The organism is Exiguobacterium chiriqhucha RW-2 (assembly GCF_000416965.1).
GTDB lineage: Bacteria > Bacillota > Bacilli > Exiguobacteriales > Exiguobacteriaceae > Exiguobacterium > Exiguobacterium chiriqhucha.
The window spans coordinates 451,357-470,045 of the sequence record NZ_ATCL01000020.1 but is presented as its reverse complement, the minus strand read 5'-3'; the positions used below and the strand labels follow the sequence as shown (position 1 = coordinate 470,045).

Here is an 18,689-nt window from a genome sequence, read left to right as displayed (position 1 = left end):
ATCACCTCTTCTGTGAAAAGTATATCGGACTCATCGCGGAATGTCATATGTAGAGGGTAGTCAATCGAGAGGTTTTTCGAGTACGCTACTAGGTGGGAGGTGAACCAAATGACGGTACAATTACCGATTCGGTTTCGCAATATATTCTTTATTTTAATTGGTTCCTTTATTTTCGCGTTCGGCGTCTATCATTTCAACGTCCAGAACAATTTGGCGGAAGGCGGATTCACGGGCATCACCTTGATTCTGCGCGGTTTGTTCGACTGGTCGCCATCGATCACGAACTTGGCGCTCAACATCCCGCTCTTTTTTGTCAGCTACAAGCTGCTCGGGCGGACGACGTTCATCTATACGCTCATCGGGACGTTCAGTTTCTCGCTCTGGTACGCCCTCATCGCCAAGTACTCGAATCTAATCATCGATTTGACGGACGATATGGTGCTCGCGAGTCTATTCGCCGGTCTCTTCATCGGGGTCGGTCTCGGCATCATCTTCAATAACGGTGGGACGACGGGAGGCGTCGATATCATCGCCCGACTCGTCCAACGTTACGTCGGATGGTCAATCGGCAAGACGTTCCTCGTGTTCGACTTTTTCGTCATCGTCCTCAGTTTGACGTATCTCGATATTCGCGAGGCGATGTACACACTCCTCGCCGTCTATATCGGCGCCCGCGTCATCGACTCGATGCAAGAAGGGACATACGCCGGTAAGGCCGCCATGATTATCAGCGACCATCGTACGGCCATCGCTGACGGGATTCACGCCACGATGAACCGCGGGACGACACGGCTCCTCGCCAAGGGCGGCTATTCGAATAAAGAGCTCGAAGTGCTATACGTCGTCGTTGGACGAAACGAAGTCAATCGGTTGAAGACGATCGTCAAACAGATCGACCCGCACGCCTTCGTCACGTTCCACCACGTCTATGAGGTCGGCGGTGAAGGGTTCACGTTCGATGAGAACCGTGTCCCGCTGAAATAAGTCACGACAAACGACGCCCCGTTCGGATGAACGGGGCGTTTCATTATGGTTCGATTCGGACAATCTCAAAATCAAGTGGGCCGCCCGGTGAAGCGATTGATACGGATTGACCGACAACGCCTCCCATCAACCCGCTACCGAGCGGGGACGATACGGAAATCGTTTCTTCCGCCAAATCAGCCTCGAGCTCACCGACGAGGCGATACGTCTCATCATTCCCGTCCGGTAATTCCCGAATGACGACTCGGCTCCCGAACGCGACGACGTCGGGCCGACCCTCGTCGACGATAACGGCATCGGCGAGCAGACGCTCCAGTTCGATAATTTTAGTCTCAATCCGCTCTTGTTCCCGGACCGCCTCCACGTACGTCACGTCTTCACGAAAATCACAAAACTTTCGGGCCGTCTTGACGCGTTCGAGCGCCTCATGCCGGCTATCCCCGCGCAACGTCTCCAGCTGTTCTTGTAAGCGGAGCCGTCCCGCTTTCGTCAATTGTGGTTGATTCATCTGCTACTCCTTTCGAAAGCAAAATTAAAAAAAAAGTCCCGTCACGTGGACGGGACCCTTGATTCTACTCATCACGTGGCATGAAGACGATGAGCGCCAAGCGGATCAGTTCGGCGACGGCGACAAGTGTGGCCGCCACATATGTCCAAGCCGCTGCGTTGAGCACTTTGCGTGCGCCCGACTCTTCCGTTGCCGTGACGATGCCGTGGCTCGTCAATTCAGCCATAGCCCGTTTCGAGGCATCGAATTCGACAGGTAACGTGACGAGTTGGAACACGACCGCCCCGAGCATCATGATGACACCGAGTTGGGCGAGGCCCATCGCGCCGAGCAAGAAACCACCTAAGAGAAGGGGGAACGACAAGTTCGACGTGATGTTCACGACCGGGACGAGACGGTGACGGACACGCATCATCTTATAGTCGGATGCATCTTGAATCACGTGGCCGATCTCGTGGGCCGCAATCGCAGCCGATGAAATCGTCGCGCCTTGATACACTTCGCGCGACAGACGGACGACTTTATTGACCGGGTCGTAATGGTCACTCATCAAACCATCGACCATCTCGATCCGGACGTTATGAACGCCGTTTTGTTTCATGATGAAGTCAGCGACCTGTGCACCCGTGACTCCGCTTTGAATCGGTTGTTGGAGAAACTTTTTGTACGTACTTTTCACTCGCATCTGGGCCCATAACGGAATGAGCATAATCAGTGCAAGATAGAAAATATAGCCACCTAATGACATGTTCTCTATCACCTCTGCGTGTATTTGATAATCTGATTTTACATTCTAATGAACTTATTATCAAGCGAAGTGCGTAGGATGATGTGGTATCCCATAAAAAAACATATTCCGGTCAACCAGAACGACCCGTAGCCGATCCAGGCGATATGTTCGGCCAGTGACGGATAACGCGGCCATTGTCCGAGCACGTAGTCGACGACGTCGTTATGGATGACCCAGATGAGCGTCAAGACGAACGAGCGGACCGTCCATGTCATGAACGGTGCGTACAACAGCGCCTGGAACGCCATCGCCCCGTGTGACACCATCAGCATGACGGCCATGAGCACGGTGAACGTCTCGGCATCGGGACCGAGTTCCCGTAAGAACAAGATGTTCATGATGACGGCCCATACCCCGTATTTGATGAGCGTCACGAAGGCGAGCGTCTCCATGAGGGGTGACTTCTTCCCGGCAATCCATAAGCCGAGCACGACCGTGAAGAAGAGCGAGGCCGTCGGACTGTCCGGCACGAACGGCCAATAGATGAGCGGTGTGTCACGGAGCTGGGGCTCATACCAGACATATCCGTAAATCGTTCCGAACAAGTTGATGATGAACAGGAGCACCAAGACGGTCCGATGGGTGAGAATCGGGCGTAACATATGTATCATTCGTGTATTCCATCCTTTTTTTCTCTATTGTAGCGCAACGGAGGCGAAGTAAAAAGAAGCGTGACCCGTTAGACGGGCCACGCTTCTTGAACCAATCGATTATTGGTTGTTTTCGCCGCCTTCACCGTATGAAGCGATGAATTCAGACATGGCTTGGAGATCTTCATCCGAACCATCCCATTGACCGGCTGGCATCGTACCGACACCGTTGACCGCGATATCCGCGATCTCTTCGGCCGTATACTGTGTGCCGACGAGTGCAGGAGCTGCTGCCCCGCCTTCGAGGTTCTGACCGTGACAGTTCACACAAGACTGAGCCGAGTAAATCTCATAGCCAGGTGCGGCCGTATCGATTTCAGGGCCCTCGCCCGGAACTTCCAAGATCCCTTGTTCATGAACTTGATCCCAGTGCGTCGTTTGAACCGATTCCCACGTCAAGTAGAAAATCGACAACACGCCGAGCAACATGAAGCTAATGGCGACCGGACGTTTCGCCGGACGGCGTTCGAGTCCTTGGTCGAGCCATGGTGCGATCAAGAGCGCCGTGAAAGCGACCCCTGGCAAGATGACCGTTCCAAGCAAGATCCAATCCCCTGCTGCGAACTGATACTTGAGCAATTGATACAAGAACAAGAAATACCAGTCCGGAAGCGGAATGTATGACGTGTTCGTTGGATCGGCGATGTTTTGGAGCGGTGGGGCCTCGACAATCGTCAAGGCGATGAATCCGATCAAGAAGACCGAACCGACCATCCACTCTTTCAACAAGAAGTTCGGCCAGAACGCTTCCGTGCGTCCTGGATACTCTGAATAGTCTTTAGCAATATTTTGTTTCCGATTCGAGATTCCTACTCGAGAGTCGGTTACAAATTTCATCCCTTTACCGCGATGCATATCGTTTCTCCTCCTTTTTGTCTTCGAATCGGCTTATAGCGGTCCTGAGATCCCTTGCTTACGAATCATCAAGAAGTGGGCTCCGAGGAGTCCGAACAAGGCCGCCGGTAAGAAGAAGACGTGAATGGCGAAGAAGTTCGTGAGCGTCCGTGCGCCGACGATCTCGCCACCGGCGAGAAGCGTTTTGGCGATACCACCAATGACCGGGACACTCTCGGCAATTTGAAGTGTAACTTTCGTCGCGAACAACGCTTTCATATCCCACGGCAACAAGTACCCTGTAAGACCGAGCGCCAAGACGACGAAGAACAAGAGAACACCGACGACCCAGTTGAGTTCGCGAGGTTTCTTATACGACCCGGTAAAGAATACGCGGAGCGTATGTAAGAACAACATGACGATCGCAACCGATGCGCCCCAGTGGTGCATCCCACGAACGATTTGTCCGTGCGCGATCTCGTTTTGAAGATAGTACACCGACGCGTGCGCGTTGATGATGTCTGGTACATAGTACATCGTCAAGAACATCCCTGACAGAATTTGAATCACGATCGTGAAGAACGTCAGACCGCCGAAGCAATAAACAAATGCTGAAAAGTGATGGGCAGGGTTGACGTGTTCTGGAACTTCATGGTCAGCGATGTCGCGCCATAACGGCGTGATGTCGACGCGTTCATCGACCCAATCATAAATTTTTTGTAACATCGACTATTCCCCCTCTCACAACTGTGCGACTGGACTGCCCAAGTATAGGAAGCCGTCTTTTTCTTCTTTTTCGTAGCGTGCAAGTGGTGCAGTCGGAGGCGTACCAGGAATGTTCGTTCCATCTTTCTCATAGCGACCGAAGTGACACGGGCAGAAGAATTCTGTCGGTCGAGTCGGGTCTCCACCATATCCTACTTGGCAGCCGAGGTGCGTACAAATTGGAGACAAGGCGATGATTTCGCCGCTCTCATCTTTAAATACCCACGCCGAAAGCGTTTCTTCAAATTCATACCAAGCATCTTGCGTTTGTTTCTTAAAGTCGACACGTTGCGGCTCAGTCGTGATGTCATCAAGACTGATGACTTTTACTTTATCGCCCGCTCCCGATTTTTTTAAGACCGGATCGATCGCAAAGTTGACCATCGGACTGATCAATGTTGCCGCCATAAAGCCACCTACACCAGTCAACGTATACGTTAAGAACTGACGGCGTGTGACTTTTGACCCATTTTGAGCCATTTCGTTCCCCCCTCATTCGTGTGCATAACCCCATAATTCTTTATGCATTCTTCACAAAAATTTCTCACTCAACAAAATAGTATATCAATAAAACCTCCACGTCAACCGCTTCATGTCGCCATCCAACGGCTCGAAAGATCGGTAATGACTTGCGTCGCAAAATTTTGAACCATCGTGTGCGACTGCTCGCCGGACATGCCTTTCAACGCAAGCGGCGGAACGAAAATAATCGGCAGTTCAGAGCCCTTGAAGCGCAAATCCGAGGAGATGAACAACACGTGGGTAAACCCCGATGCCGTCGCCTGAACAGTAACTTGTTCGGCGAGCGCACGCCCTGCCTCCGCGTCGACATAACTGATTGTCGGGCTTAGCATCGTCCGGCCGGACAATTGGCGCTCGGTTTCAAGTGCCACCGCCTGGATGACTTCGTTTCCTTCGGCTTTGCGCACCATGTCCTCATCAAACGCCAGTTCGACGAGCGGGACGACGAGCGTATCGACGTATTGGCGTTCTGAGAGCGACTTCATCGCGTCTAGACCATCGAACCTCATCTTCCTCCTCCTCTCCATTAGACATACATCATTATGTTCATTGTAGCGTACCTACAATCGTTCCCTCTGCGAAACTTATGAACGAAATGTGAAATTATTGTGTATTCCTACGTCATTAATATACCAAAAAACAAGCGCTTACCATAACGGAAGCGCTTGTTTTTATTAAAATAATTTTGAGGCTCGGACTTGATGGAGCTGGCTCGTCAAGTTGCGGAACAATTTCTCGTCCCGTCGGTCGAGTGCCTTATCGATTTCGACGAGCAGACGCTCCTCCTCGAACTGGGCAACCGAGGCCCGAATGACCGTCTGGGCCGACGTCGTCACTTCGTCTTTCACTTCGGCGACGGGTTCGAACGGATTCAATTCCACGATATCAATCCACAGCTCATCAATCATCATGCCTTGAAAGTTCAACTCCACGTAGATGGCGCCGTCGTGGAGCCGGATGTCGTGATACGCCTTCTCGGGATTGACCGTGATGAGGTCACCCCGACGGTAACGGAACGGTTCGCCGTCAAATCCATACGCCGTCATGATCAAACTGCGCGGTGAGACCGAGGCGTTCGTGACGAAATGAACGTTCCCGAGTTTTTCTGGATGTCTGAGCCAGTAGTCGATAATCCACTTGGCTTCTCGTTTACGAAGCGTATGATGAGCGAGGAATCGCTTTAAAAATGTTCTTTTCCGCTCGACCATATGACCCCATCTCCTTTATATCGTTTAATCGTGATCCGTCAACCGTTCGAGCCGCTCTTCAAGTGCTTGGCGGTCATCGACATCGACAGTGAGCGCAAGCGTTTGCTCGAGCACTCGTTGCGCTTGGTCACGCTGTCCTTCTTCTATCAATAGTGTAGCCCATTCAATCGCAAATGACACGTCCTCTTTATAAACTTGCTCGATCGACCGGTATAACGTGACGGCCGTATCATAGTCTTCAAGTTCATAGGCCGCTTTCGCCTTGTACCATGTCATGAGCGGGGAAGTCGAATGTTCCTCGAGCGCATCGATCGTCTCGAGGACGGCCTCCATGTCCCCACCTTCGAACAAGACCGATAAGAGCAGCTCAGTCGCCTGAAGCGACTCCGGATTCAACGCGAGAGCCTCGCGCAATTCCGTGACCGCCTCATCTGTCCGACCTTGTTTCAAGAACAGTTTCGCTTTTACCGTGCGCAACTCATCGTTATAGTCGTCGCGGTCAATCCCTTGGCCAATCACCTCGAGCGCCTCATCGAAGCGGCCGAGTTCGTCGAGCGCTTCCGTGTAAGGCAGATAGAGCGACGTGAAGTCGGGGTCCATCGAGCGAAGCGACTCAAACTGTTTGACGGCAATTTCGTCACGGCCGATGCGGTGGGCCGTCATGGCGTGACCGAAAATCGTGTTCAAGTTGCGGTCTTCCGCCTTCTCATACTCATCGAGTGCCTCTTCGAAAGAGCCGATCATCGTGAGCGCCTCCGCGTAATCGGCCTGATAATCGAGTTCTTCCGGCAAGCGCAAGTGCGGCAGACGCGCGTACAGCGGGACCGCCTGTTCGAACGAGCCGATCGACGCGTACAACTCGGCCAATCCGTAGATGAGGAGCGGTTCGTCCGGGTTCGTCTCGAGCGCCTCCATCAGTTTCTTGACGGCGACCTCGTCCAACCCTTGTGATTGATATAAATCGGCGAGGAGGACGAGACTGCGCATATGCGCTTCCTTGTCCGTCGTATCGATTTTCTCGAGGACGGCAATCGCCTCTTCTTCCCGGTCACTGTCCAAGTAGGCCTCGGCGAGCGACAAGGCGACGTGCGGGTTGCCCGCATAATCGACATATAGCGCCGCGAGCAACTTGACGGCCCGATCGGCGAGGCCGAGTTCGAGGTAGAGATCGGCGATGGCCAACCGGTCCTCGTCCGACCCTTCCTTCTCGAGCGATTCGAGATGCATGAGGGCATGCTCCGTCTCACCTTTTTCAAGCATCTCAATGATATGGTTTAATTCTGTTTCGTCTAACATCGTCAAAATTCCTCCTAGCGGCTACTCGTATTGACGTTATTCTATCTCACGACCGAGTCGTTGTAAATCGTCACGGAAGCGCGGGTAACTCACGTCCGCTGCCTCGACGTCGTCAATCGTCACATGTTCCGTCGTCAATAAGTCCGCAATTTGGAGCATCATCGCCAAGCGATGATCTCCGTGCGAGGAGACGTGTCCCCCGTGCAAACGGCTCGGATAGACGTCAAAGCCGTCATCCGTCTCGCGAAGGTCGACACCGAGCGCCTTCAATTCGCTCGCGACCGTCTGAATCCGGTCCGTCTCTTTCACGCGAAGCTCCCCCGCATCCCGGACCGACGAGGGGCTCGATGCCTGCGACGCGACGAGGGCGAATAATGGCAACTCGTCGATTTGATGCGGGATGGCGGTCCCGTCCAACCGGATGCCGTGGAGCGTGCTCGTCGACACGGTGACGTCCCCGACCGATTCTTCTCCGAGTGCGCGGACGTTCGTCACGTCAACGTGCGCCCCCATCCGTTCGAGCGTGCGCAAAAAGCCAATCCGTGTCTCGTTCAAACAGACGTCGGTCGTCGTGACGCGACTATCCGGGACGAGCGCGGCCCCGGCCCACCAAAAGGCGGCCGAGGACGGATCAGCCGGTACGGCCACCGTCGCGCCTTCCAGGACGGACGGCGACAGCCGAATCGTCCGAACCCCCTCTTCCGAGGTGATGTCAATCTGCCCGTTGAACAGCGGCAGCATGCGTTCGGTATGATCCCTAGACAAGACCGGCTCGCGCACGATCGTCGGGCTGTCCGCACGGAGTCCAGCCAATAAGATGGCCGATTTCACTTGCGCGCTCGCGACAGGCAACGTGTAATCGATGCCCGTCAACGCCCGCCCGCGGATGTGGAGCGGAGCGACGTCACCTGCAAGGTCGGCTCCCATGGCGCGCAACGGGGCAGTGACGCGTCGCATCGGTCGCTTCGAGAGCGAGGCGTCGCCGGTGAGCGTGAACGTACCGTCGTAGCCTGCAAGCAGTCCCGTCAAGAGACGCATCGTCGTGCCGGAGTTCCCGCAATCGAGTTCCGCCGACGTGAGCGACGGGCTGCCAGTGATGACGAGTCGTTCCGCTTGTTCATCGACTTGTGCGCCCAAACGACGGATCGCCTCGAGCGTCGACCGGCAATCCTCACCGAGGAGCGGGTCGTACACCGTCGTCTGTCCGTGCGCCACGGCCCCGAGCAATAACGCCCGGTGCGTGATCGACTTATCGCTCGGTACGCGTATCAATCCGTTCAATCCCATCTTAAAACCACCCTTTCAACTGATTGTACGCTTCGACGAGCCGCTCGGTCGTGACGCTCGTCACGGTCACTTCTACACCGAGCAAGACGAAGCGAATCTGTCCAGTTCGATTCTTTTTATCGTGGCGCATCACCTCGAGATACGCCTCGAATGGCTGCCAGACGACCGGCGTGATTGCTTGCTGTTTCATGAAACCGGCGAGCGTTTCCGCGCGTGTGACGTCTCCGGCGACGAGGAAGGCGTACACCATTCCGTATAGGATGGCCTCCCCGTGCGCTAATCGGTACGCCTCGACCGACTCCAACGCATGGCCGAACGTATGACCAAAGTTCAGCCATGCCCTTACGCCGTGTTCCCGCTCATCGGTCTCGACGACCTGTCGTTTCACTTCAATCCCACGCGCGAGCCACGCCTCCCAATCGAGCGGTCCTTGCGCCAAGGCGGTGAACAGCTCGGTCTCGAACGAGTGCCCGAGGACGTATCGTGACAAGTAGGCATGTTTAATTAACTCGCCGAGCCCACTCAGTACGTCACGGTCCGTCAACGTCTCGAGGCGGTCGACGTTATAGTGGACGCCCGCTGGCTGATAAAAGGCACCGATCGCGTTTTTGGCGAGCGGATGGTTGACCGCGACTTTTCCGCCGACGGCTGAATCGTGGGCGAGAACTGTCGTCGGCACTTGTATGTATTGCAGCCCGCGCATATAAACACTCGCCAAAAAGCCGGCCAAGTCCCCAATCATGCCGCCGCCAAAGGCGACGACGAGCGTGTCCCGGTCACAGCCAGACGTCAACCCGTCTGCGACGAGACGTTCAATCGTCGCGAGCGATTTCGATCCGTCGCCCGGACGGACGACCGACCAGACGATTGGACGCGCGCTTGCCTCGAGACGAGTCCGAAACGCCGTCCCGTGAAGGCGATCTACCGTCTCGTCCGTGATGACCCATACGGTCGAGCACGAGAAGTAAGGGACGCGGTCGAGCCAGGCGTCCCCTCGTTCAATTGTGACGTCGTATGGAGTCGAGGCGTTCACGCGAATCGTCACCACGTGCGAATCTCCTCGCGGTACGCGTCGACGCGCGCTTGGATGCGTCCGACCGTGTCATGTCCGAACGTCTCGCATAACTCACGGGCGAGCTCAAACGCGACGACGGCCTCGACGACGAGCGAGGCGGCCGGGACGGCACAGGCGTCACTTCGCTCGATTTGGGCGAGGAACGGTTGTTTCGTATCGATATCAACGGATTGGAGCGGCTTGTAGAGCGTCGGAATCGGTTTCATCACAGCGGTACAGACAATCGGCATCCCGGTCGTCATCCCACCTTCGAAACCGCCGAGATGATTGCTCAGGCGTGTATAGCCGTCCGGTCCATAGGCGATCGGGTCCATCACTTCCGACCCTGGTCGATACGCCATCTCGAACCCATCACCGAACGCGACGCCTTTGATGGCGTTGACACTCATGACGGCGCGAGCGATCGCCGCATCGAGTTTCCGGTCGTATTGGACGTACGATCCGAGCCCCGGGATGACACCATGCACTTCCGTACAGACGACACCGCCGAGCGAGTCACCGGCTGCTTTCGCCTCATCGATTCGATGCATCATCGCCTGGCCTGCCGTCTCATCCATCGTCCGGACCGGTGATGCCTCGATCGTGGCGCGCAATGTGGCGAGCGACTCGTATGAGGCATCGGCCTCGACGCCGCCAATCACTTTGACATAGCTGACGAGCGACATCCCGACAGCAGCGAGCAGTTGTTTGCTGAGTGCGCCGACGGCGACCCGGGCGGCCGTCTCACGTGCGCTCGAGCGTTCGAGGACGTCTCGCAGGTCACGATGGTCGTATTTCAAGCCGCCGACGAGGTCCGCATGTCCTGGTCGCGGGCGGACGACGCGGCGCTTGATTTCCACGTCCGCATCGATCGGTTCGGCCTGCATGACGTTCCGCCAATGAGTATGGTCCTTGTTCTCGATCCAGAACGAAATAGGGGCCCCTGTCGTCACCCCGTGACGAATACCGGCCCTCACCTCGATTCGGTCTGATTCAATTTGCATGCGGCGGCCGCGGCCGTAGCCGGACTGCCGTTTCGCGAGTTCCGCATTGATGGCTTGCACATCGACCTCAAGCCCGGCCGGTACACCCTCGATGATGATTGAAAGTCCAGGCCCGTGCGATTCTCCTGCCGTCAAATAACGCATAGCTGCCACCTCATTCTTCAAATTTTTCGTAGAAGAAGCTCTGCTTCATCTTATAGCCGTATCGCTTCGGTTGAAAGATCTGCTCGGTCCCTCCGACGAAGAGGACACCGCCTGGTCGGAGCGATCGGTGGAACGATGTATACACTTTCTCTTTCGCTTCCTCGGTGAAATAAATCAAGACGTTACGACAGACGATTAAATCAAAATTCCGTTCATACACGTCGGCCAGCAGATTATGTTTTTTGAACGTCACTAATTTTTTGATGTCCTCTGTGATGTAATAGTCGTCTCCACGGCGGGTGAAGTAACGCTGCCGAAACTCTGATGGCAAGTCGACGAGCGCCCGCTCATGATACTTGCCTTGTTTCGCTTTTTCGATCACCACGTCATCTAGGTCCGTCGCCGTGATTGTGAACTGTGCGGGTGACAAATGTTTCGATAACAGCATCGCCAACGAATACGGTTCTTCACCCGTCGAGCACGCAGCGCTCCAGACGCGCAACTTGCCCTGGCTCTTACGGATGAGTTCCGGCAAAATATCCGTCTCTAGTTGCTGCCAGCGGACCGGGTTCCGGTAAAATTCACTCACGTTGATGGTCATGCGATCCAAAAATTCATCGTATAAGCCCCGGTCCGACTCCATCGCTTTGAAGTATTCGATAAACGTGGCATACCCTTTCTTCTCGCGAAGTGCAATCATACGTCGCTTCATCTGGGCTTCTTTGTATAGGTTTAAGTCAATCCCCGACTTCATATAAAACTTTTTTACGAAGATGGCATAATCATTTATCACCAGTTCCAACCTCAATTCTTTCTCTTCTCCTAGATCATGTCGTGCCAAAACAAGCGAAAGCGCTTTAATCCCAATATAAAAAGGGACAGGAGGCCCCCGTCCCTTTTATCGTCATCAAACGTGTGATGCTTCAGTGGCGAACCAGAGTGACAATTCACGCTCTGCGCTCTCCACGCTATCTGAACCATGGATGACGTTTTGTGACATCGTCGAGGCCAGATCGCCACGAATTGTTCCAGGTTGTGCGTCTAACGGGTTCGTCTTCCCGATCATCAATCGAGAGACGGCGACGATATTTTCGCCTTCCCACTCCATCGCTACAACAGGACCAGACGTTAAGAATTCGACAAGTTCTCCAAAGAACGGCTTTTCCTTATGTTCCGCATAATGCGATTGTGCGACTTCAACCGATGGCGTCAATAGCTCAAGACGGTTCAACGTATATCCTTTCGTTTCGAAGCGCGAGATGATTTCCCCAATCAGACCGCGTTTCACTCCATCCGGTTTTACCATTAAAAATGTTTTTTCCATTCCCCTAATCCCCCTAAATCAATATGTGTACCATGTACTTTATTAGTTTACACGGTCATCTTGATTATTGAAAGGGTTTACAAGGTGGTTGTTACCATTTTCGTTTCCCGATATACTCGGCGATTTCAATGAGCGAGCGCTTGTCCGGTACGTCCGGCAAGCCATCGAGACGTTGAATCGCCCGGTTCACGTACCGGTCGATTGTTCGTTGGCTTCGCTCGAGCGTCCCGTTGCGCTGCACTTCACGAACGAGCGTATGGGTCGTCGCGTAATCGGACGACTGGTTGACTTGCTGCAACCGACCAAAGAATTCAGGGTCTTCCGCTGAATAGAAGAGCGGCAACGTTTTATGGCCGTGCTTCAAATCTTCTCCGACCGGCTTTCCAAGCTGAAAACTTTTCGCGGTGAAATCGAGCAAATCATCCGTCATTTGGAACGCCATCCCGATGTCATAGCCGAACAGCCGCAGCTGTTTGACGACTTCGGGTGACGCCCCTGAGACGACGGCCCCGGCCGCACAACTCGTCTCAATCAAGAGCGCCGTCTTTCGGGCAATCCGATCGAGATATCGTTTCGGGGACTGGCCCCAGTCGTATTGGTCTTGGATTTGATTGATTTCACCGATACAAATCAGTTCCATCGTGTCTGCCATGATTTCCATCACGCGCGGCGAGTCGACCTCAGAGACGAGTCGAATCGCTTCGCCGAACAACGTATTCCCTGTATACATCGCGACCTGCTCATCGTAACGTTCCATGACGGTCGGTTTGCCCCGGCGAAGTGTGGCGTCATCGATGACGTCATCATGGACGAGCGAGGCCATATGAATCAGTTCAAGACTCGCCGCCACTTTCGTCAAGCGGATGTCTTTCGCTTGCCCGAAACCAGCGCTCAGCAATACGAACGCCGGACGGATCCGCTTCCCGCCCGCATCAAGCAGTTGCTTCGAGGCCGCCTCGATGACCGGGTGATCCGTATGGACCCGCGTCGACAAGAAGCGATCGATCTGCTCAATCTCTCGGTTCATGTGGCGATAAAGTCGCTTCAAAGACATCGGTCACCACTTCTTTCCTAGGTGCATGGCACACGCACCGCCGGAGAACGCCTTCACTTCGACTTGTTCGAAGCCTGCCGTCTCGAACATGCGTTTTAGCGTCAACCGGTCCGGGAATTGGTCGGTCGACTCTTGGAGCCATTTGTATTGATCGTATGAGCCGGCGAACACTTTCCCGAATAACGGCATGACCGAGCCGAAATAGAAGCGATACAGTTCGCTGAACAGCGGTGCTGTCGGTTGGCTCGTCTCGAGACAGACGACCGTCCCGCCCGGTTTCAAGACCCGGTGCAGTTCACGGAGCACCGTCATGTAATCCGGTACGTTGCGAAGGCCGAAGCCGATCGTCACGTAGTCGAATGAGTGATCCCCGAACGGCAATGCCATCGCGTTACCATGGATGAGTTCGATCGTCGGATAATCGGCCACTTTCTCTTGGCCGACCGCGAGCATATTCTCGGAAAAATCAAGACCTTTGACGACACCGGTATTACCAGCCGCCTCGGCGAGTTGAATCGTCCAGTCGGCCGTCCCGCAGCAGACGTCGAGACATTTCGCGCCCGGGAACACTTGCATGCGACGCATCGTCGCTTTGCGCCACCATTTATGCAAACGGAAACTGATGATCGAGTTCATCGTATCGTAGCTCGGTGAGATTGATTGAAACACGTCATATACTTTTTGCTCTTTTTCTTTCGGTTGCAATACGTAACATCCTTTCCGTTCTAAGCGACAGCGTGCGCCAGGAGCGTCGTTAGCTGTTCTCGTTGATCTTGGCGCAGTACTGTCGCCTTTCGTTCGATGATCGTTTTTCCGTATGTGGTCAAGTAGGACCGACCTATCACCTCAGAAAACGTTTTAATCAATCCGAAGTTCGCTTCCATCCAAGTCGTGACGGATACGTCCGCATCAAGCGCGAGCGTACATTTCGCCCCATTGACAAGCTGGACCGACCGACCGAAGCGATTGCTATAGTCGGCAGGAAACAGTGCCAATATTTTATAAAATTGAGCCGAGGCGAAATCGCCGGCGAGCACTTTGAGTTGCCGCTCGAGCGAGCCGTTCGGGCAATCCTTTACTTGATCGTGCAGTTCAAGTGCTTGATGTGCAAAATACGTCGCAAGCACGAGCTGACGTTGTTGATTCGATTCGATTTCAATCATCTCGACCATCCAACGAAGTAAAGGCATGTCGACTACGGGTACAATCTCGTGTCTCGTCAAATACGGATGGTTCATGCGTTCTTCGATTTGACGAGCAAGGTCGGTGACAACGGTTTCGTATGTCATCTGTTCCATGCTATCCCCCCTCGTCCTCTTCGTTGTCATTCTGACATAGTATAGCACATTTTTGTCACATTCACGCCATGTGAACTCGCTTTCCGACACAAAAAAAGCCGCCTTTCGGCGACTTATGTATTGCCCATTATTTGACCGCATCTTTAAGCGCTTTACCTGCTTTGAAGGCAGGAACTTTGCTTGCCGGGATTTCGATATCTTCTTTCGTACGTGGGTTGCGACCTTTACGGGCAGCGCGCTCACGAACTTCAAAAGTACCAAAACCGATCAATTGAATTTTATCACCGTTTTGGAGTGCTTCAGTGATAGATTCGAAAGTAGCTTCTACAACTTGTGTAGCTTCTTTTTTCGAAACATTTGCTTTCTCCGCAACTGCTTGGATCAATTCAGTTTTGTTCATCACGATTCACCTCCTCTCACTGAGAGTTTACGGGATTAATCATATCGTACAAACGTTGATATGACAACATTTTTTAAGCAATCGGCCTATATTCGACCCGCTCAGTCGATCAGTTGTTTAAAAACTCGACTTCACCTTGTTCATTAATCGTGTACCCTTGCGAATAAGCCGGAGCGAATGGGGAGTCATTATAGAGCAAATACCGAATGTCCTCACCGACTTTTGGCTCTACATCCGTGTTCTCGAGGGCGGCTTCCAAGTCGGCACGGTAGTCGACAAATAATTGTCCGGTCCCGTCGACATAGATCGGCAATTCGTTTTCCGTGTACGGACTTGGGATACTTGGCTCTTCAGAGACGAAGACGAGATCATAATCAATCGTGAATTGATTCTTTCCGAGCGACCCGTCAAACGGGAACTTGCCTTCTTTGGCCCGGAACGCGTTAATATTCGTCTGTAACTGTTGCAAGCTTTCTGACACACGTAAATCAATGAGTTTGACCTTCGGCTCCGTCTCGGCGTCCACGAGGACGTACAAGAACAGACCGCCTCCTTCGAAGCTGTTCGCCGGCGGGTCGGCTAAATAACCGGGGACGAGCCGGGCGAACTCGATCGGATAACGTTCCATGAGTGGCGTCTCGGCCGGCCTTGTTTTAATCGGCAACACCCCGGTCGTCTCCTTGAACGAGTCGACGGCCGTCTGTACCGACTTCAGTTGGTCTTCATACGGGACGTTATCGACCCGGTTCGAATCTGGGAACATACATCCACTGAGCACGGTCGCCGCCAATAGACTCGCGACCAAAAAAATCCGTTTCACGTCTTATCCTCCTGTCGGTCCTGAAGCGACCACATAAATCATGATGATCGTCCCAAATAAAAATATGACGAATGCGATGACGCGGACGAGCGCCGCGAACCATCCCGTTAGTTTCGTATGGCTGACTGCCACCATGAGCGCGGCGATGGCAAACGCCCCGATGCCCGCAAATGAAATCCACATCTTGATCAGTGACGGTGTCACGTCTATCCCCTCGACTTTCTCTTTAAATCTATCTCCGTACATTAGTGTAGCAAAAAAAACAAAGGAACTGAACGAAAACGTCAGTCCCTTTGCTCTACGTCGCCTTCGAAATGGAACACTTCTTCCATTTCATGCTTCTGCGGGCGTCTCATTAACTTTTGTACTTCATCGTGTGGGCTCTTCCCTTCGAATAACACGTTGTAGAGGGCCTCTGTGATCGGCATCTCGACACCGGCTTCCCGAGCGAGCGTATGCGCCGCCTCACAGGCACGCACCCCCTCCACGACCATGCCCATTTGACCGAGCACATCCTCGAGCTTCTCGCCGCGACCGATCGCGTTCCCGGCACGCCAGTTACGGCTATGCTGAGACGTGGCCGTGACAATCAAATCGCCGATTCCCGTCAAGCCGGAGAACGACGCCGGGTTGGCACCGAGTTTGACCCCGAGCCGGGCGATCTCGACGATCCCGCGTGTCATGAGGGCCGCTTTGGCGTTATCGCCATAGCCGAGCCCATCCGTCATTCCTGCGGCAAGCGCGATGATGTTCTTGAGCGCACCGCCGTACTCCGCCCCGATGACGTCCGAATTCAAATAGACCCGGAACTGATCGTTCGTGAGCAACTCTTGAATCTCATCGGCCACGTCCAAGTCCTCGCAAGCGATTGTGATGGTCGTCAATTTACGGACGGCCACTTCCTCGGCATGCGTCGGTCCCGTCAAGACACCGATGGCCCGACGTTTCGACGGGTCGATTTCTTCGGCGATAATCTCCGACAGACGTTTATGCGTCTTCGGTTCGATTCCTTTGGCGGCATGCACGATGACCGCCGGTTTCGTAAGGAGCGCGTTCAACTCACGCGACACCGGACGAATCGCCGAACTCGGGACGACGAGGAATACGATGGAACGATCTTTGACCGCTTCCGCCAAGTCTGTCGTCGCCCGAATCGAAGTCGGCAACGGTGCGTCTTTCAAATAGGTCGCGTTCGTGTGGGCCGTGTTGATTTCATGAACGTGATCTTCCTCACGTCCATATAGTAGAACATCATGTCCGTTGTCAGCGAGGACGAGTGATATCGCCGTTCCCCAGCTCCCTGCGCCGATGACAGCTACTTTTGCCATAAGAGGCACCCCCATTACTAGTTTTTCTGACGAGCCACGATATGAATCGGTGTACCAGTAAAGTCAAATGCGCGGCGAATCTGGTTATCTAGATAACGTTTGTATGAGAAGTGAAGCAACTCTGGATCGTTGACGAACAACACGAACGTCGGCGGCTCGATGGCCACTTGCGTCGCGTAGTTGATCTTGAGTCGTTGTCCTTTGTCCGTCGGTGTCGGGTTCATCGCGACTGCGTCGACGATGACGTCGTTCAAGACGCTCGTCGAGATGCGACGGCGATGTGAATCAGCCACTTCTTTGACGACCGGCAGAAGTGTCTGCAATCGTTTCGACGTGAGCGCCGACAAGAAGACGATCGGTGCATAGTCAAGGAACAAGAATTCTTTACGAATCTTCTCTTCCATTTTCTTCATCGTTTTATCGTCTTTGTCGACGGCGTCCCATTTGTTGACGACGAGAACGATGGCTTTCCCCGCTTCGTGGGCGAGTCCGGCAACACGTTTGTCTTGCTCGATGATGCCTTCTTCACCGTCGATGACGACGAGAACGACGTTCGAGCGTTCAATCGCTTTTTGGGCACGCATGACGCTGTAGCGCTCGGTAGATTCATACACTTTCCCGCGCTTGCGCATCCCTGCCGTATCGATGATGACGTATTCTTGCCCATCCCGTGTGAACGGTGTATCGATGGCATCACGAGTCGTGCCCGCGATGTCCGAGACGATAACGCGTTCTTCACCGAGAATCGCGTTCGTCAAGCTCGATTTCCCAACGTTCGGACGTCCGATGAGCGAGAACTGGATGACTTCTTCATTGTACTCATAGTCGTCTTTGTCTGGAGCCATGTCGAGCACTTTGTCGAGCAAGTCCCCGAGACCAAGACCGTGCGTCCCTGAAATCGGGAACGGATCGCCGAATCCGAGTGAATAGAACTCATACATGAGTTCGCGCATCTCGAAGTTGTCGACTTTGTTGACGGCGAGGACGACCGGTTTGTTCGAACGGAACAACAAGTTCGCCACTTCTTCGTCTGCTGCTGTAATGCCTTCGCGTCCGTTCACCATGAAGACGATGACGTCCGCCTCATCGATCGCAAGCTCGGCCTGATGCCGCATTTGCACGAGGAGCGGCTCATCACCGACCTCGATTCCGCCTGTGTCGATTAAATGAAACTTACGGTTCAACCACTCACCCGTCCCATAAATGCGGTCGCGTGTTACACCGGGCTTATCATCGACGATCGACACGCGATCTCCGATAATCCGGTTAAAAATCGTGGATTTCCCAATATTCGGGCGGCCTACGATGGCCACTGCTGGAATTCCCATATAAACACCTCTCTAACTTTCATTCAATAAGTCTATCGTTTCTAATTGCAACTGTACTATCATATCACAGGCGAATTTCTGTGACCATACA

General features: G+C 53.7%; 23 protein-coding genes. 1 reads left to right on the top strand and 22 read right to left on the bottom strand.

Going from position 1 to position 18,689, the window contains the following annotated elements:
- Positions 1-108 precede the first annotated feature (108 nt).
- Complete coding sequence (locus M467_RS26495; protein WP_021067214.1) at positions 109-984, top strand: YitT family protein; 876 nt, start codon at positions 109-111, stop codon at positions 982-984.
- A 43-nt stretch (positions 985-1,027) separates the two neighbouring features.
- Here M467_RS26495 and M467_RS26490 read toward each other — a convergent pair whose 3' ends face one another.
- The 22 genes from M467_RS26490 to der all read right to left on the bottom strand — a co-directional run bounded on the left by M467_RS26490 (position 1,028) and on the right by der (position 18,598).
- Positions 1,028-1,492, bottom strand: coding sequence for a GreA/GreB family elongation factor (locus M467_RS26490; protein ID WP_021067213.1), 465 nt, complete (start codon positions 1,490-1,492; stop codon positions 1,028-1,030).
- 64 nt (positions 1,493-1,556) lie between these two features.
- On the bottom strand, positions 1,557-2,240 hold the full coding sequence (locus M467_RS26485) for a zinc metallopeptidase (protein ID WP_021067212.1): 684 nt from the start codon (positions 2,238-2,240) through the stop codon (positions 1,557-1,559).
- 38 nt (positions 2,241-2,278) lie between these two features.
- Positions 2,279-2,893, bottom strand: coding sequence for a DUF1405 domain-containing protein (locus tag M467_RS26480; protein ID WP_021067211.1), 615 nt, complete (start codon positions 2,891-2,893; stop codon positions 2,279-2,281).
- 99 nt (positions 2,894-2,992) lie between these two features.
- Entirely contained in the window at positions 2,993-3,787 is a 795-nt protein-coding gene (locus M467_RS26475; protein WP_021067210.1) for a menaquinol-cytochrome c reductase cytochrome b/c subunit, read from the bottom strand.
- 33 nt (positions 3,788-3,820) lie between these two features.
- Positions 3,821-4,492, bottom strand: coding sequence for a menaquinol-cytochrome c reductase cytochrome b subunit (gene qcrB, locus M467_RS26470; RefSeq protein ID WP_021067209.1), 672 nt, complete (start codon positions 4,490-4,492; stop codon positions 3,821-3,823).
- A gap of 15 nt (positions 4,493-4,507) precedes the next feature.
- Positions 4,508-5,011: a QcrA and Rieske domain-containing protein gene (locus M467_RS26465; protein WP_021067208.1), complete on the bottom strand. Its 504-nt coding sequence runs from the start codon at positions 5,009-5,011 to the stop codon at positions 4,508-4,510.
- Positions 5,012-5,121: 110 nt separating this feature from the next.
- Positions 5,122-5,562: a DUF2487 family protein gene (locus M467_RS26460; protein WP_021067207.1), complete on the bottom strand. Its 441-nt coding sequence runs from the start codon at positions 5,560-5,562 to the stop codon at positions 5,122-5,124.
- 165 nt (positions 5,563-5,727) lie between these two features.
- Complete coding sequence (locus M467_RS26455; protein WP_021067206.1) at positions 5,728-6,261, bottom strand: ReoY family proteolytic degradation factor; 534 nt, start codon at positions 6,259-6,261, stop codon at positions 5,728-5,730.
- Positions 6,262-6,285: 24 nt separating this feature from the next.
- The gene (locus M467_RS26450; protein ID WP_021067205.1) at positions 6,286-7,557 is read right to left on the bottom strand and encodes a tetratricopeptide repeat protein; all 1,272 of its coding nucleotides are present in this window, start codon (positions 7,555-7,557) and stop codon (positions 6,286-6,288) included.
- Between the two features lie 36 nt (positions 7,558-7,593).
- Complete coding sequence (aroA, locus tag M467_RS26445) at positions 7,594-8,844, bottom strand: 3-phosphoshikimate 1-carboxyvinyltransferase (RefSeq protein WP_021067204.1); 1,251 nt, start codon at positions 8,842-8,844, stop codon at positions 7,594-7,596.
- 1 nt (position 8,845) lies between these two features.
- Positions 8,846-9,892 (bottom strand): 3-dehydroquinate synthase, encoded by a 1,047-nt coding sequence (locus M467_RS26440; RefSeq protein ID WP_021067203.1) that lies wholly within the window; start codon positions 9,890-9,892, stop codon positions 8,846-8,848.
- Positions 9,886-11,046 carry a chorismate synthase gene (gene aroC / locus M467_RS26435; protein ID WP_021067202.1) on the bottom strand — a complete coding sequence of 387 codons (1,161 nt, stop codon included), beginning with the start codon at positions 11,044-11,046 and terminating at the stop codon, positions 9,886-9,888. Before aroC ends, M467_RS26440 begins: the two co-directional genes overlap by 7 nt.
- A 10-nt stretch (positions 11,047-11,056) precedes the next feature.
- Complete coding sequence (locus M467_RS26430; RefSeq protein WP_029595663.1) at positions 11,057-11,836, bottom strand: CheR family methyltransferase; 780 nt, start codon at positions 11,834-11,836, stop codon at positions 11,057-11,059.
- Between the two features lie 117 nt (positions 11,837-11,953).
- Positions 11,954-12,370: a nucleoside-diphosphate kinase gene (gene ndk / locus M467_RS26425; protein ID WP_021067200.1), complete on the bottom strand. Its 417-nt coding sequence runs from the start codon at positions 12,368-12,370 to the stop codon at positions 11,954-11,956.
- 91 nt (positions 12,371-12,461) lie between these two features.
- On the bottom strand, positions 12,462-13,424 hold the full coding sequence (locus M467_RS26420; RefSeq protein WP_021067199.1) for a polyprenyl synthetase family protein: 963 nt from the start codon (positions 13,422-13,424) through the stop codon (positions 12,462-12,464).
- Positions 13,425-13,427: 3 nt separating this feature from the next.
- A complete protein-coding gene (locus tag M467_RS26415) occupies positions 13,428-14,129 on the bottom strand; it encodes a demethylmenaquinone methyltransferase (protein ID WP_021067198.1) in 702 nt (233 codons plus the stop codon).
- Positions 14,130-14,149: 20 nt separating this feature from the next.
- Complete coding sequence (locus tag M467_RS26410; RefSeq protein WP_021067197.1) at positions 14,150-14,722, bottom strand: heptaprenyl diphosphate synthase component 1; 573 nt, start codon at positions 14,720-14,722, stop codon at positions 14,150-14,152.
- Between the two features lie 127 nt (positions 14,723-14,849).
- A complete protein-coding gene (locus M467_RS26405; RefSeq protein WP_021067196.1) occupies positions 14,850-15,122 on the bottom strand; it encodes an HU family DNA-binding protein in 273 nt (90 codons plus the stop codon).
- 109 nt (positions 15,123-15,231) lie between these two features.
- Complete coding sequence (locus M467_RS26400) at positions 15,232-15,942, bottom strand: hypothetical protein (protein WP_021067195.1); 711 nt, start codon at positions 15,940-15,942, stop codon at positions 15,232-15,234.
- Between the two features lie 3 nt (positions 15,943-15,945).
- Complete coding sequence (locus M467_RS26395) at positions 15,946-16,146, bottom strand: DUF2768 family protein (RefSeq protein ID WP_021067194.1); 201 nt, start codon at positions 16,144-16,146, stop codon at positions 15,946-15,948.
- An 80-nt stretch (positions 16,147-16,226) separates the two neighbouring features.
- Positions 16,227-17,270, bottom strand: a complete 1,044-nt coding sequence (locus tag M467_RS26390; RefSeq protein ID WP_021067193.1) for an NAD(P)H-dependent glycerol-3-phosphate dehydrogenase — start codon at positions 17,268-17,270, stop codon at positions 16,227-16,229.
- 17 nt (positions 17,271-17,287) lie between these two features.
- Entirely contained in the window at positions 17,288-18,598 is a 1,311-nt protein-coding gene (gene der, locus M467_RS26385; protein WP_021067192.1) for a ribosome biogenesis GTPase Der, read from the bottom strand.
- Positions 18,599-18,689 lie beyond the last annotated feature (91 nt).